This is a genomic window from Bacillus sp. FDAARGOS_1420 (assembly GCF_019344915.1).
Lineage (GTDB): Bacteria > Bacillota > Bacilli > Bacillales > Bacillaceae_G > Bacillus_A > Bacillus_A mycoides.
This window is the reverse complement of sequence record NZ_JAHWJB010000002.1, coordinates 894,803-908,327: the sequence shown is the minus strand read 5'-3', so window position 1 is coordinate 908,327 and position 13,525 is coordinate 894,803. Positions and strand designations below refer to the sequence as shown.

Below are 13,525 nucleotides of genomic sequence, written 5' to 3'. Positions count from 1 at the left end.
TGTGTATACCATTTTTGCAAACTACTAATCTATTTCATAATCTTTCTTTTTCTAAAGAAGAAGAAAGATGTAATGAACATCAATATTCCACCAATTACATAAAAAATAATTGTTCCTATACCACCCGTTTCGGGGATAATCCATTCATTTTTATGATTTTCTATCTTTATTTTCTGTGCAGTTGTTTCTTGCGTTACATTAATTTCAATTGGCTCTTTCAAAAGCATGTATCCGTTTGGTGCTTGTACTTCTTTCAGCGTATATTTCCCTACTAATAATGCATTAGAAATCGCTATACCATCTTTATTCGTTGTTAATTCAGACACTACAGTTTCAGCTTGATTTATCACTTGAAATACTGCACCTTCTAATTTGAGATTTTCATCCTTCGCATCTACTTTCTGAATCTCAATTTTCCCAAAAGATGGTGGTATGATTAATGCTTCATTCGATACAATTTTCTTTTGATCAAATAGTAACTCCGCTTTATTTCGTATACCACCCTTTGCAGTATAAGTTTCTAAAATATCCACACCCATACTCATATCTAGCTTTGATTTAATATGCATCGTATACGATTGATTCATAAGATATTCGTAACTGCCATCTCGCTTCGGTAGTTCAATTTCCACCTTTTTCGACTGCTCATCGATTTCTGGTATAACTTGTATCTCTTCACCATTTACATTTACAAGTCTTACTTGTACTACTTTTAAAATATCTTCTAAATCATCTTGTAATATTATTTTTTCAACATTTGCTACGTCATTTCCAAAATTATAGTTTACATGCCATGTAAACTCTTCATTCTCACTTTGCAATGTTGCCTTTTCTACCTCTGTTTCATCTGCATCAGAAACTGTCTTTATAACCTTTGGTTCCTTCGCTTCCACTTTCGTTTTTACAGTTGGCTTTTCTGGTGGTAAATCTTCACCATCTGGTGTTTTACCTTCCACAATCGCTATATTTTCTATTTCTTTTGTTTTTAGCGATTCCTTTGTAACTTTCACCTTGAAAGTTACAATTCTTTCTTCTGTATCAAGTACATCACCAAAGTTTACTTTAACTGTATTGTCCTCATATGATCCTGCATCTTCATCCACATCATCAGTCAATGAATTACCGTTCATTTTCAAACTACCTGCTATATAATCCACTCCGCTAGGAAGCTTATCAACAATGCGAACATCTTTTATGAGTCCATTTTCAACTTTATTTTGAAGTTTAATTTTATATTCAAGTTCATCATCTACGTGTACTTTTCCATCTACTCCACCAGTTACTTCTTTCTTTGATTCTAGTTGTCCATACAACCGATCAACCAATGTTTCGACTTCTGGCTTCTCTTGATCTGGTACACTAATAGATTCAACAACTGCTATATTTTTTATTTTCTTATTTGCCATTTCCTGTTTTATAACTACTTCAAACGTAATAACCTTTTCTTCTTCACCTTTTAGGTCACCGAAATGAGCGAATATCGTTCCATCTTTTATATGTGCATAATCATCATCTTCTACATCCGTTTGTTCCTTTCCGTCTATCTTTATCGTATTCGGAACATATTCTACTCCTTCAGGAAGTTTATCTGTAATTTTCACAGATTGTAAGGTAGACTTTTGCACAGTATTTTTAGCTTTAACAGTATACTCTAGTTTCTCTCCTACTTTAAGAGTTCCACCATTTATATCTCTAGCTAATTTTTCTACTGCCAATTTGCCTTTCTGCTCTATATCACGGTTTCGTTCTGGTTTTACTTTCACGACTACTTTATTAGAATCATTCGCTTCAATACGACTTCCTGTTAACTCATCAATTCCTTGAACAACGGCGATATTAGGAATTTCACTTTCTATCTCTCTTCCTTTTAGTTTCGCCTTAAATTCAACAATTGTTTCAGGCGTTTTATCAGTATAAATTCCGCCTTTCGTGGCATTAGCACCTTCACCAATTCTTATTGTTAATTTTCTTGTCTTTACATCATAATCAACTTGATCATCCATCGCTAAATCTGTTTGATCCCCCGCGTTCGGGCCAGAAATAATCTTCACTGATCCAGGTATATACTGTAAACGATGGTCTAAAACATCTTCAATTTTTGTATCAACTGAAGTTGAATTCGGCTCAACATTTTTCACACGTAAGCGATATATGACCTCATCATCGGATTCATACTTTTCTTTCGGATTTAATACTTCCTTATTAATGACAAGCTCTGGCGCTGTTGCATTTACTGCGAAAGCTAGTGTATTTAATACGTAATCATCACCAGATGTAGCAGCTTTTAATCGTATTTCTTTTTGTTCTGGTTTAATATACCCTGCTGGTAGCCTAATTAAATCTGCATCAATTCCTAAATTATTTTTATAATCTGGAGCAAAAGTACCTGGATACTTATCTCGCATATGCTCCTCATATTCAGAAATAGTCGAATTGAATATATTACCAGTTGGATTTAATTTATCCGTAACTTCTTTCCATGCATTATCTGTATGCACAAACAGTTTATCACCTTGCCAATATCTATCTCCTTGAACAGCGAAAGCAGAAACTTTCGGATCTAGATCCCCAGCTTTTGAAGCGACAAAATTTTTCACTGTGAATTCTTTTTCACCAGAACCAGTTGCTCTTTTTAATCCACCATTATACACAGTAAACGCTTTTCTTGTTTTTGACTTATCCTTTGTGATAACTAACATGTACCATCCAGCAAAAGAATAGTATCCAGAATTATATGCAAGCTTTGTATTCGGATAAGGTATATTTGCTACAGTATAGCTTCCTCCTTTTGAATTAGAAGAATTTAAAAGCTCTGTAACATCTGCATAGTTAGAAAAATAAGTACCATCAATACCGAAACCATAAAGTAAGCCACCTCCGTAATACGTATTACTTGGTGATACTTGAAAGCTCTTCCCTACAGGAGTGGTCAACTTAACTGGTGCTACATACTGCTGTTGTGTTAATTCGTAACGTGTTGAACTCCAATATAATCCAGCCCACTCAATTTCAGCATCCTCCGGAACAGGAATATATGCCTTAGATGAATTTGTAGTCGTTGGGTCATCATCCACATCAATTAGTTCCCGTGTATAACCATTCGGTGTTGTCCCATAAATATATGTTATATCCGAATACAATGCCGTTTTCTTCTTAGCTTCAGTGGCTTTAATACCTAAATTCACATTACCGGTAGAATACATATCACCTTTATGAATAGATTGATAAGTTGGCGTATCAAAACCTTCTTCCTCTGTGATTTCTGCCTTTACCTCATCAATTAGACTCAAAAACTGTAACTGCGATAATAGTAAAAATAAACTCATAACAACTGCAAATGTATTTAATATTTTTCTATTTCCTTTCATCCTATTGTGCAAAGAGTTTACCTCCTTAATTACAGTTTTTTAGTATATTATTCGAATATACTTTATATGTATTATTCTAATATAAATCCCGCTATTTGTTAACAAAATATGTGATAAATTACTAATTTATACATTTTTATATAGAGATTTTTAGATTTATTAATCGTTAAATTCCGAATATAAAATAGAAACTTCATACCTTTTCTCTCATTTATGATGTTCTATATTACGGAAAGAAGTGCCATTGTCCGATTTCCAAAAACTACTTACAATTGACCAAATTATACAAGTAATAATGAGGGAACGTAATATTCAAAAGAAGAAAGCACAAGTATGCTGGATTAAAATTTACAGCCTAAAAAGAAAAGAAGCCCCATGCTTCTTTTTATTACGTGCTAAAATAATTATTAAAGGGGGAAATTACATGGGAAATGCTCCACAAAAAACGAATCATTATTATGCAGTTATATTCACTTCAAATCTATCCAATGATACAACAGACTATAGTACCGTTGCTGAAAAAATGGAAGACCTTGCGAAACAGCAACCTGGATTTTTAGGTGTCGAAAGCTCACGTGATAATTCGGGACTCGGCATTACAATTTCTTATTGGGAGTCACTTGAAGCAATTGAAAATTGGAAAAAGAACGCCTTACATAAAGAAGCGAAAAAAAGAGGCCGTGAGCAATGGTATAAAAACTTCCACCTGCGCATCTGCCTTGTTGAGAAAGAATATAAGTTCCAGAGAGAAATCTTGTAAAGGAGTTTCATATGCCACTAACATTACTATTACTCATATTCATAATAATTCCCTTCATTTCAGCATTAGCTCTCATTTTTATGACGGTTAAAAAAGGAACTTTTCTAAACCGACCACACTTACAATCATTCATCGTATGCACTCTATTCTTTGCGAATTGGATATTATATTTAACAAATTTTTATTCATTACTACCTGAGAAAGTTAGTCAATTTATATTCCTACCCATTTGGTTTTTCCTTTGCGTTTTAGGTTTAATCGTTTTCACACGCGAATGGAAAAACAATCGTGTTTTTTCCATATCTATCGGTTTTCTTTCTTTTATTAGTCTTCTATTTGGATTATTGTTGTTAGTTCTTTCGGGAATGTAATTGTTGTAAAGAGGAGAAAACACCTCTTTACAACAATTTTTTTCGTTCCATAACTAAAGGAATTATTAAATAGAAAGCATAAGCAATAACCATCCAAATGGTAAATGATATGATCTGCTGTGAGGATAATTGTGAAAATATATTAGAAGAGTTATACAAGATGTAAGAATCTAAGGTTAAACCAATTACTGTACCACATATACCTAACTTAATAACTGCATATTTCGAAGTGTCCAGTTTTTGATATAGCCACATTACAAAGTATAAAGCTATAGCTGTTCCTAATTCGAGAAACGTCATTTGTAGAAAAAATTCATTTGAAGTGTGTTCTAATAAAACTGAAGATCCGAAAACAATAAAAAATACTGAGGCAAAAAACCATATCCCAATAGAAAATAAAATAGTGAGCCACAGTTTATTATTCACTCCCATTACCTCCCTCTTGTAGCGCTATAAACTTTTCCATAAGCATGTGCAAATCACCATATACTTTATCTGTAGAAAAAGATGGATTGAATAAGGCTTGTAATGCCAGCCCATCAATTAATGCATTACATAAAATGCTACACGTTTCAGTTGAAATTTGTGATGTGATTGCATCCGCTATTTTTGTATCTAAAGCTCCTTTTAACTCTTGATTTTCATAATGTAACAGTTCGCCAATTTTTTCTTTCATCGCATCATTTTGTAGCCCACTAGCTACTAATTGAAAAAACAAATGATGATACATTGAATCTTTCACACATCTACTTTTAGCAGATTGTAAAGCATTTTCTAGCTGTACATCCTTTCCTATCTGTTCCCACGACTCTTTACAAAACGATTCAGTCACTTCAAGCAATAATTGATCCTTCGTTTTAAAATGATAATATACGGTACCTTGTGTAACTTTAGCATTTTCTGCGACTGCTTTTAACGTTAATTTTTCCATTCCATGCTCTGTAATACTTTCTTTTGCTGCTTCTAGTAACTTCTGCTTGTTCACAACATTCGGCTTTGCCATTTATATCACCACCTTTTAAGTTAGTTGAATAACTAACTTAAATTATACAGAAAAATCAGATAAAAAAGGAAGAAAAGCCAATATTCAACTTTTCTTCCTTCTATGTTTACCTTTAGATTTCACTGTCACTGATTCACAAGGTGTGTAATAAATTTGAGGTGTCGCCTTATCAACAAACATCATAAACGTAATAAAACCGATAATAAAAAAAATAAACAACGTTAACAATATTGCTCCTATCGTTAAAAGTATCATAACACCACCCCTATATATTTCATGTTATTACACCTTTCGCTATTATATGAGCTGAATCCTTTTTAGAAAAATAAACGTAACAAAATAATTACAATGACTCCTGTTAATACTGTTCCTAATAAACTACGAGTATATATCGCTACGAAGAATGTTGGGATTGCCGCAATGATATAATCCCACTGCACTGTCTCATGCATAAATAATACTTGTGCTAAAAGTGCTGCTAATATCGCAATTGGTATGTAATTTAACCATTTTAAACCCCAGTCTGGAATTTGTAGTTTACTAAATACGAGAAGAGGTAAAATACGTGGTACGAGTGTGACAGCTCCTGCTGCTAGTAAAAGGAATAATACGTCCAATCTTACTTCCATTTTTCAATCACCACCCCGATTGTCGCAGCTAAAAGTGTTGCGATAATAACTGCTATACTATCTGGCATAAATAAGTGTGAAACGTATGCGATAATAATCGCTACAATTGCAACACTTAGATGAATGGCTAGTTTCGGTTTACTACTTATTAGCTGAAGTACAAATAATCCGATAAACATCGCTGGTAACGCATAATCCATTCCGTACGTATGAGGATCTGGTATCCACTCTCCAAAAAGCCCTCCGAGAACTGTAGCTAAAATCCAATTTAAATATGCTGTTACATTAAGTCCCATCATCCATTTCTCGCCTAAATGGCCTTTTTGTGCTGCTTGTTGCACTGCAACGCCGAAAGTTTCATCTGTAATTTGCGAACCAATTATTAAATTTTTAAAAAGAGGTATCTTGGTGAAGTAAGGTGCGAGTGCAGCACTCATTAATAAGTGACGTAAATTAACAAAGAACACAGTAAAAATAATTGCCGAGGCTGGGGCACCCGCTGCATACATACCCGCTAATATAAACTGAGCAGAACCTGCGTAAATTAATGTGGACATAAAAGCAATTTCTATGATCGAGAAACCTGCTGTTTTCGCAATAACACCAGCCGCTATACCGATGCTCAAATATCCAAATACAGTTGGTAAACAATCCTTTACACCTTGCTGAAATGAATCATCGCTCTGCAGTGTCATATGTGCTTGAGCTTTATTCACTATTATCTCCCTCCATTTCTTCTATAGTACGTTTTCCTGTTACGACATGAACTAAATCTATGTTTTCACGCCATAATGTATCTAATTTATCAGCTCCAAACTCCTTCGTAATCTCTTCCACCATAATGTCGTGCCGAACATATTCTGTAGCGACGAGAACTAAAGCTGGATCATACGTTGTAACGGCCCATGAAGTGCTATCATTTGAAAAATTAGCAATTAATACTTCTTCCCCATCACGCGCGATAACAGTTAAATGACCACCCATTCTCTTTTCAACGACGTGAGGTGTCATATAATTATGGTGAAATGTCGCTCCTATTTTTGTTTCTGGAGCACCAAATAAAATTGAAAAAATATGTACGCCTTCCGCTTCCTTTTGATGAATGAATGGCTCAATCTCGTGCACTTGATCCTCCCATACAGAAATCCATAACTCTTCTTTTGCTCTATTAATTATATTGCATATTTCTTTCAAAACACGATCATTTGAGCGAATATGCGAAATTACATCAATTTGTCGCTCTTGTTCTAAACAATTTAATTTTCGGTCTAGAAATTCAAAGGACTTTTCAAAATCTTTTCGCATTCGATCCATTAATTCCGTAGCTGGTACTGGTACATATTTCACTGGTTCAGAAGGAACGATATGCACCGCTCCTTTATCCATCAACTTGCCAAGTACTTCATAAATCATCGAACGAGGTACGCCTGTTTGTTTACTCACTTCATAACCTGTTACTGGATAATGTTTTAATAGTCCAATATACGCTTTACATTCGTACTGGGAAAAACCTAACTTTTGTAACTCCTTTATTATTTCATCCATCGGTAACCCCTCACAATTTATATAACTCTAATTTCAAAACGCCGATTTCATTTCCCATTAGTAGTTATTGTTATACCTACTAATATAAAAAAGAAGCCTCCACAAGTCAACTGTCAATTCTGAATTTTCACCCGAAATAAAAAGCCTTCTTTTGAAAGGCTTTTTGTGCATAATGAATTATTTCAACTGTAGAGCATTTGATATATTACCCTCCAAATGTTCACGCAAGGTTGAACCTGTATACTCTTCTCTAAATACACCTGCTCTCACGAATAAAGTAATCACCTCACTAAAGAATAAATCCAATGATTTTGGAGGACCGCCTGGAATTGCAATAAATCCATCTAGTGCCCCTGCTTCAAATCTTTCCATAATTTGTTTGAAAACGTCTTGTGGTGTACCAATTGCAACCCAATGAGCAGAACCAACAACTTCTGGTCGTTCTAGTATTTGCTCAACAGTCGGTTCATTTTTTATGATGAAATTCCGTAATAATTCGGCATGTGTTTTACTACGTACAGCTTGATTTCTACTTGGTAGCATATGTTCAGTAACCTTACTTTCTAATGGCATCCCTCTAACGTCTAATCCGAGAACCATTTCGAGTAAAGCGTACCTCTTCTCTTTTGTAAGGTGTTGATGAGCTTGCCTGTGCATTTCTAGCGCTTCTTCATATGAATCGCCAATAAAGAAATATAAACCAGGCAATACACGTATATCATCTTGCTTTCGGCCATGCTTTTCTGCTCTTCTTTTTAAATCTTGACGAAGTTCGATTCCTGATTCTACATCTGGCATTGCGGCAAAAATTGCATCCGCAACAGAAGCAGCGAAATTCCGGCCAGACTCTGAAGCACCCGCTTGAAATAAAGGCATTTCCCCAGAAATATGTTGCGGGATATTAAGTGGACCTTTCACCTCAAAATGCTCACCACGATGCTCAATTGGCTGTACCATCTCTCTAATTACATCTGCGTTGTCTTCTTTCAAAACTTCATAAGGATGACTCCTCCAAAGTTTTCTTACTAACTCTGTACATTCTGCCGCTTTCGCGTATCGTTCCTCAGATGGTGGCATCCCTGTCTCACCAAAGTTTTCAGCACCATCAATTGATGTGACAATGTTCCAACCTACTCGGCCGTTACTAATCCAATTTAAAGATTGTAGTTGCCTCGCTAGTATATATGGTGGATAAAATGATGTTGAAGCGGTCGTAACGACTCCAATCTTTTCTGTTGCATAAGCAATAGCAGTAAACAATAGTGTCGTATCTAAAATTACATTCCCCTTATTACGAGCAATTAAATCAGGATGTGCCACTAAATAATCCGCTTTAAAAACAAAATCTAACTTCGATTTTTCTGCTCGTTTCGCTAACTCTACTTGTTCATCAATTCCCGAATCAAATATACAATCTTCTTTCTTTCTAGAAATTAAACATAATCCAATGCAAAGTTGTTTCTTTATAGACATACACACCATCCCCTTATTTTTAATTTACCTAGTTAAGCAATGTTGCTATCATTATGAAATTCCATTCTTATGAAAAAGGATAAAATGATATTGATAATCATTATCATTTTATGATGTTACTGAAATAAATGCAATAACAAAAAAGACTCCCGCTATTGGAAGTCTCTTATCTCAATATTTCATTCGCTTCTTTTTCATAAATTTTATCAAACGAAGTCATAATACGTTGCGATGCTTGAATCATTTTTTGACTCGACATAAGATCTGCCATCTCTTTCGTCATATCCACATTTGAATTTTCTAGCATATGATTTTTTACTATTCCTGTTCCGTTCGGTAAATCAGCGAGGTTACCTTCTGCTAGTGTAAAACTTTTATTTTCTCGTTGCACAAGGCGAGCATTCGTTTCTGCATCTACTGTTTTCGTTTGCAAGCGGCCAATATTATTTTGTGTTACTTCATCGTATAATGTACCGTCTGCTTGTACAGCTACCTTTGCTCCTTCTGGAATACGAATACGTTCATTATTCTCACCCATTACGAAAGCACCAGATGCTGTTTGTAAATAACGATCACTATTTAATGTAAAACTACCGTCTCTCGTTAAAAATGTTTCATCATTTTTAGATGTAACGAAAAATGATGATGTGCCAGCCGCACCGTCGTCTAAAAAGAAATCTGTAGCACTATTTGTCATTTGTACATTTCCTTGTACTAAGTTCACATGCGTCGCAGCTGGTACGACAGCGTAATCGACCGAACCGATATTTGTCATCGCACCGTCACCGCGGCGATATGTATCTTGCACATCAAATACTTTAGAAGTCATGTTTTCTGCTTTAAATCCTGTCGTTTGGGCATTTGCAACGTTATTTGAATGAACATTAATATGCTGCATGTAATTCATCATACCCATAGAACCTATATAAAGACCGTTCATACTCGTTTGAATAAGGCAAGCGCCTTATTCTTCACCTCTTTTCTTACGATGTTTGTAACATTTGTTTTGCTAAATGTTCAGCTGTAGCGATATGTATATGTTGCCTCACGTCTTGTCCATCTGTCATTAATACAATTGGAGCTGATGATACAGCTGGAATTTTCAACAATTCACCGCTGCTCGCTGTTTCATCAAATTTCGTAAACACGATACCATCTATATGAATATCTTTAAAGTTCGTAATAATTTCAATCATGTCTTTACTTTTCATGGAAGCTGATAACGTTAAACAAATATAGTCTGGCTCTACTTGTCCCATCGTCTCAATCATCTCTTCAACTGTCTCTGACGTACGATAATTTTTACCGGCTGTATCTATTAATATATAATCGACGCGCGCTTCTTCTTTAAAATAACTGAGTGCCCTTGTCATAGCTGCTTCATCTCGCACAGCGATTACTTCTGACCCAATTGTTTTTACGTAATCTTGTAATTGCTGCACTGTTCCAATGCGAGAGTGGTCCGTCGTAATAAAACCAACTGTTTTTTTCTTACCGTGAAACTGCCATGCCATTTTCGCAAGTGTCGTCGTTTTTCCAACACCAGTTGGACCTATTAATGCAATCGTTTGTACTTCTTTTTCAAATACGTTTTCAGTATTGAAATGAGATATCATATCTTCCAATATGTATCCGATGACTTCCTCTTCTGTAATCATCGTTGCATTCTCAAACTTCACTTTTAATTTTTCAGCATATGCATGAATGAAATATTGTTCCACATCATTTTGTTCTAACATGCGAATTACTTTTTGAATAATAAATGGCACAGATTCCTGCTTTTCTTTTTTAACAACTACTTCTTCTTTCTTTACAGGAACAGCTTGTTTCACAGTAGGCTGTTTTTTCGTTACTTTCGTCGCCTCCGTATGTTTCACAACGACAATCCCTTTTTCAAACAGTTGTAATAGTTTCTCTTTTTTTCTTGCCCATTCTTCACTATTTCCTGTTTGCATCGCTGCGTACGGCATAGAAGTCGTTACGTTTTCTAAATTGTGCAGTACCGATTGAATTCCATTTGCCTTCACAATTTCTTCTGAAGGTTCATTTACAACATCCATTAATTGTTCATGAAATTGAGTTACGCCTTCGTTACTTTCTTCCTGTTTATCTTCAGGAAAAGCGACTAACATTTCATAATTCTTCTTCCAAAAAAACGGGATGTTTCGTTTTACACTTTCATCGACAACGTAGTAATAATCTGTACCATATTGGTCAAATAACTTTCGATACAATTCATTTTTCGAAGCTGCTTTTATTCGCATTAACGCTTCTTTTTTTTCTGTACTTTCCATTACTTCACCCCCTACTATTCAATATAAGCAATTTGATCTACAACAATTTCTGGTGCTAATTCACTAATACATAATACTTTAGCTTCTATTTGATAACGTTCAAGAAGTCTCACAATCGCAAACCTGAAATCTTTTCTGCGTGTTAATAATACTGGCTCTCTTCCCATTAAACGAGCTTGTTTGAAAACGCGCTGTACTTGCTCTACTACTCGCGTTTCTAAATCTAAATCCCAGTTTAATAAATAACCTTGGTATGAATTATTAACAACATCCGCATCTAACTCAAGCGAGTCAGCGAAGAGTGCCGCATAAATTTTTCCATCAGGATTTTTCGCGCTCTCACAAATAACTTTTGAAATACATTCACGAACAAACGCCGTTACACCATCAACATGGTTTTGATAAATTTCTTTCCCGTCAATAATACCTTCAATAATTGTTGGTAAATCACGAATTGAAATTCCTTCTTTCAGAAGTTGTTTAATAACATTTTGAACGAGTGATAAATCGATTTCTTTCTTTTTAATTTCTTCTAATAAAACGCCATTATCTGTTTCAAGCGAGTGAATCAAGTCTTTCACATGTTGACGCTGAATTAACTCATGAAGGTTACGTCTAACGACAACATCTAAATGCGTAATTAATATGCTAAGCGGCTCTAACACTTGATAGCCTTTCATTTGTGCATCTTGTACCATATGCTCCAAAATCCAATATCCATCTTCACCAAAAATTGGATCTTTCGCTGGTTCTGCATCTAAATCAGCCATTACGTTCGGTGTTTTCAGTGCTAGTAAATAACCTGATTTTAAAACACCTTCAGCAGCTTTCGCACCTTTAATACGAATAATGTAACGTCCGCGCGGTCTAAAACTCGTATTATCTTTAAAGTTAATTCCAGGAACGTTAATACCGAGGTCGGTAATAATCGACTTCCTCATAAGAACAACTTTATCACGAGCTGTTTCCCCGTTTATCTTCTGCTTTACAAGTGCCGCTAAATCTAAACCGAGCTCTACAATAATTGGATATTTATCTGTAAAGACTCCGAATGAATCTTCCACTTGTTGCAGTTGCTCTTCATCGCCTTGAATCATTTCTAATTCTTGTTGAAGCTCGTCTTCTTTCTCTTTCTTTATTCGCTTTTTATTACGAATTCCTAAGAAAATAATCGTGCCTCCAACGAGAGCAAATGGTAGAAATGGTAACGGTGTAAAAACACCCATTGCGATAAATAAACCACCGAGTGCATATACAACAACTTCATGCGCTAATAACTCTTTAAAGATTCCTTCAGTTACTGTATCTGCTGAACCGTCAAATACACGCGTTACGATAATACCTGTTGAAATCGCAAGCATTAACGAACCGATTTGGTTTACAATTCCGTCACCGACAGTTAACTGTGTATAGTGAATAGCCGCATCTGCAAAGCTCATTCCTTGCTGCATCATACCAACAATTAAGCCGAAAATAATGTTTACAAATAAAATGACAATCCCGAAAATAACGTCCCCTTTAATGAACTTTCCGGCACCATCCATCGCTCCGTAAAACTCTGTTTCCATATTTAATTTTTTTCGTTTCGCCTGTGCATCTTTTTCTGTAATAAGACGCTGATTCAAGTCAGCATCGATAGACATTTGTTTCCCTGGTAAAGAATCAAGTGTAAAACGAGCTGCTACTTCAGCTGTACGAGACGCACCGTTTGCAACGATAAACTGGAATATGATTAATACTATAAAAATAACGATACCAATTAATAAGTTCCCGCCAATTACGAACTGGCCGAACTCTTCAATAACATGACCCGCATTTCCGTCTGTTAAAATCGCTCGCGTCGTCGAAACGTTAATCGATACGCGGAAAATCCCGATTAATAACAACATCGTCGGAAATGACTTTAATTCATCCCACTCGTTAATACTTGTAGCTCGCATATAAATAAGCACTGACATACTTAGTAGAAAAACGATAACGATATCAAGTATAAATGGTGGAAGTGGAATTAAGAGCGCCACAACGAATGACGCTGCTAAAAAGATAGAAAAATAGGTTCTTGCAGAATCCATCTTAAACACA

General features: G+C 35.3%; 13 protein-coding genes. 2 read left to right on the top strand and 11 right to left on the bottom strand.

Annotated features, from left to right (window positions below; translation table 11 throughout):
- Window positions 1-29 precede the first annotated feature (29 nt).
- A complete protein-coding gene (locus I6L50_RS15040; RefSeq protein WP_219303706.1) occupies window positions 30-3,368 on the bottom strand; it encodes an isopeptide-forming domain-containing fimbrial protein in 3,339 nt (1,112 codons plus the stop codon).
- Window positions 3,369-3,792: 424 nt separating this feature from the next.
- Here I6L50_RS15040 and I6L50_RS15035 point away from each other — a divergent pair, with 424 nt between their 5' ends.
- The gene (locus I6L50_RS15035) at window positions 3,793-4,128 is read left to right on the top strand and encodes an antibiotic biosynthesis monooxygenase family protein (RefSeq protein WP_219301929.1); all 336 of its coding nucleotides are present in this window, start codon (window positions 3,793-3,795) and stop codon (window positions 4,126-4,128) included.
- An 11-nt stretch (window positions 4,129-4,139) separates the two neighbouring features.
- Window positions 4,140-4,499: a hypothetical protein gene (locus I6L50_RS15030; RefSeq protein WP_113938403.1), complete on the top strand. Its 360-nt coding sequence runs from the start codon at window positions 4,140-4,142 to the stop codon at window positions 4,497-4,499.
- Between the two features lie 27 nt (window positions 4,500-4,526).
- On the opposite strand, the gene I6L50_RS15025 is transcribed toward I6L50_RS15030, so the two are convergent.
- The 10 genes from I6L50_RS15025 to flhA all read right to left on the bottom strand — a co-directional run bounded on the left by I6L50_RS15025 (window position 4,527) and on the right by flhA (window position 13,524).
- Window positions 4,527-4,925 carry a DUF5367 family protein gene (locus I6L50_RS15025; RefSeq protein ID WP_219301928.1) on the bottom strand — a complete coding sequence of 133 codons (399 nt, stop codon included), beginning with the start codon at window positions 4,923-4,925 and terminating at the stop codon, window positions 4,527-4,529.
- A complete protein-coding gene (locus I6L50_RS15020; protein ID WP_113938404.1) occupies window positions 4,918-5,502 on the bottom strand; it encodes a TetR/AcrR family transcriptional regulator in 585 nt (194 codons plus the stop codon). Before I6L50_RS15020 ends, I6L50_RS15025 begins: the two co-directional genes overlap by 8 nt.
- An 84-nt stretch (window positions 5,503-5,586) precedes the next feature.
- A complete protein-coding gene (locus tag I6L50_RS15015; protein WP_016088508.1) occupies window positions 5,587-5,757 on the bottom strand; it encodes a DUF3951 domain-containing protein in 171 nt (56 codons plus the stop codon).
- A 62-nt stretch (window positions 5,758-5,819) separates the two neighbouring features.
- On the bottom strand, window positions 5,820-6,131 hold the full coding sequence (locus I6L50_RS15010) for an AzlD domain-containing protein (protein WP_002086437.1): 312 nt from the start codon (window positions 6,129-6,131) through the stop codon (window positions 5,820-5,822).
- On the bottom strand, window positions 6,122-6,826 hold the full coding sequence (locus tag I6L50_RS15005; protein ID WP_374108424.1) for an AzlC family ABC transporter permease: 705 nt from the start codon (window positions 6,824-6,826) through the stop codon (window positions 6,122-6,124). The genes I6L50_RS15010 and I6L50_RS15005 overlap by 10 nt, the downstream gene beginning before the upstream one ends.
- 13 nt (window positions 6,827-6,839) lie before the next feature.
- Window positions 6,840-7,676 carry a TrmB family transcriptional regulator gene (locus I6L50_RS15000; RefSeq protein WP_219301927.1) on the bottom strand — a complete coding sequence of 279 codons (837 nt, stop codon included), beginning with the start codon at window positions 7,674-7,676 and terminating at the stop codon, window positions 6,840-6,842.
- A 177-nt stretch (window positions 7,677-7,853) separates the two neighbouring features.
- A complete protein-coding gene (locus tag I6L50_RS14995; RefSeq protein WP_219301926.1) occupies window positions 7,854-9,149 on the bottom strand; it encodes an NtaA/DmoA family FMN-dependent monooxygenase in 1,296 nt (431 codons plus the stop codon).
- Window positions 9,150-9,315: 166 nt separating this feature from the next.
- Complete coding sequence (locus tag I6L50_RS14990) at window positions 9,316-10,089, bottom strand: flagellar basal-body rod protein FlgG (protein WP_219301925.1); 774 nt, start codon at window positions 10,087-10,089, stop codon at window positions 9,316-9,318.
- 43 nt (window positions 10,090-10,132) lie between these two features.
- The gene (gene flhF / locus I6L50_RS14985) at window positions 10,133-11,443 is read right to left on the bottom strand and encodes a flagellar biosynthesis GTPase FlhF (protein WP_219301924.1); all 1,311 of its coding nucleotides are present in this window, start codon (window positions 11,441-11,443) and stop codon (window positions 10,133-10,135) included.
- Window positions 11,444-11,457: 14 nt separating this feature from the next.
- A complete protein-coding gene (gene flhA, locus I6L50_RS14980) occupies window positions 11,458-13,524 on the bottom strand; it encodes a flagellar biosynthesis protein FlhA (protein WP_219301923.1) in 2,067 nt (688 codons plus the stop codon).
- Window position 13,525: the final 1 nt, after the last annotated feature.

Excerpts from the sequence above, each read along its gene's own strand:
- I6L50_RS15040 (WP_219303706.1), bottom strand. The coding sequence starts at position 3,368 with ATGAAAGGAAATAGAAAAATATTAAATACATTTGCAGTTGTTATGAGT.
- I6L50_RS15005 (WP_374108424.1), bottom strand. The coding sequence starts at position 6,826 with ATGACACTGCAGAGCGATGATTCATTTCAGCAAGGTGTAAAGGATTGT.
- I6L50_RS14990 (WP_219301925.1), bottom strand. The coding sequence starts at position 10,089 with ATGAACGGTCTTTATATAGGTTCTATGGGTATGATGAATTACATGCAG.
- I6L50_RS14995 (WP_219301926.1), bottom strand. The coding sequence starts at position 9,149 with ATGTCTATAAAGAAACAACTTTGCATTGGATTATGTTTAATTTCTAGA.
- I6L50_RS15015 (WP_016088508.1), bottom strand. The coding sequence starts at position 5,757 with ATGATACTTTTAACGATAGGAGCAATATTGTTAACGTTGTTTATTTTT.
- I6L50_RS15010 (WP_002086437.1), bottom strand. The coding sequence starts at position 6,131 with ATGGAAGTAAGATTGGACGTATTATTCCTTTTACTAGCAGCAGGAGCT.
- I6L50_RS15020 (WP_113938404.1), bottom strand. The coding sequence starts at position 5,502 with ATGGCAAAGCCGAATGTTGTGAACAAGCAGAAGTTACTAGAAGCAGCA.
- I6L50_RS15035 (WP_219301929.1), top strand. The coding sequence starts at position 3,793 with ATGGGAAATGCTCCACAAAAAACGAATCATTATTATGCAGTTATATTC.
- I6L50_RS15030 (WP_113938403.1), top strand. The coding sequence starts at position 4,140 with ATGCCACTAACATTACTATTACTCATATTCATAATAATTCCCTTCATT.
- flhF (WP_219301924.1), bottom strand. The coding sequence starts at position 11,443 with ATGGAAAGTACAGAAAAAAAAGAAGCGTTAATGCGAATAAAAGCAGCT.
- I6L50_RS15000 (WP_219301927.1), bottom strand. The coding sequence starts at position 7,676 with ATGGATGAAATAATAAAGGAGTTACAAAAGTTAGGTTTTTCCCAGTAC.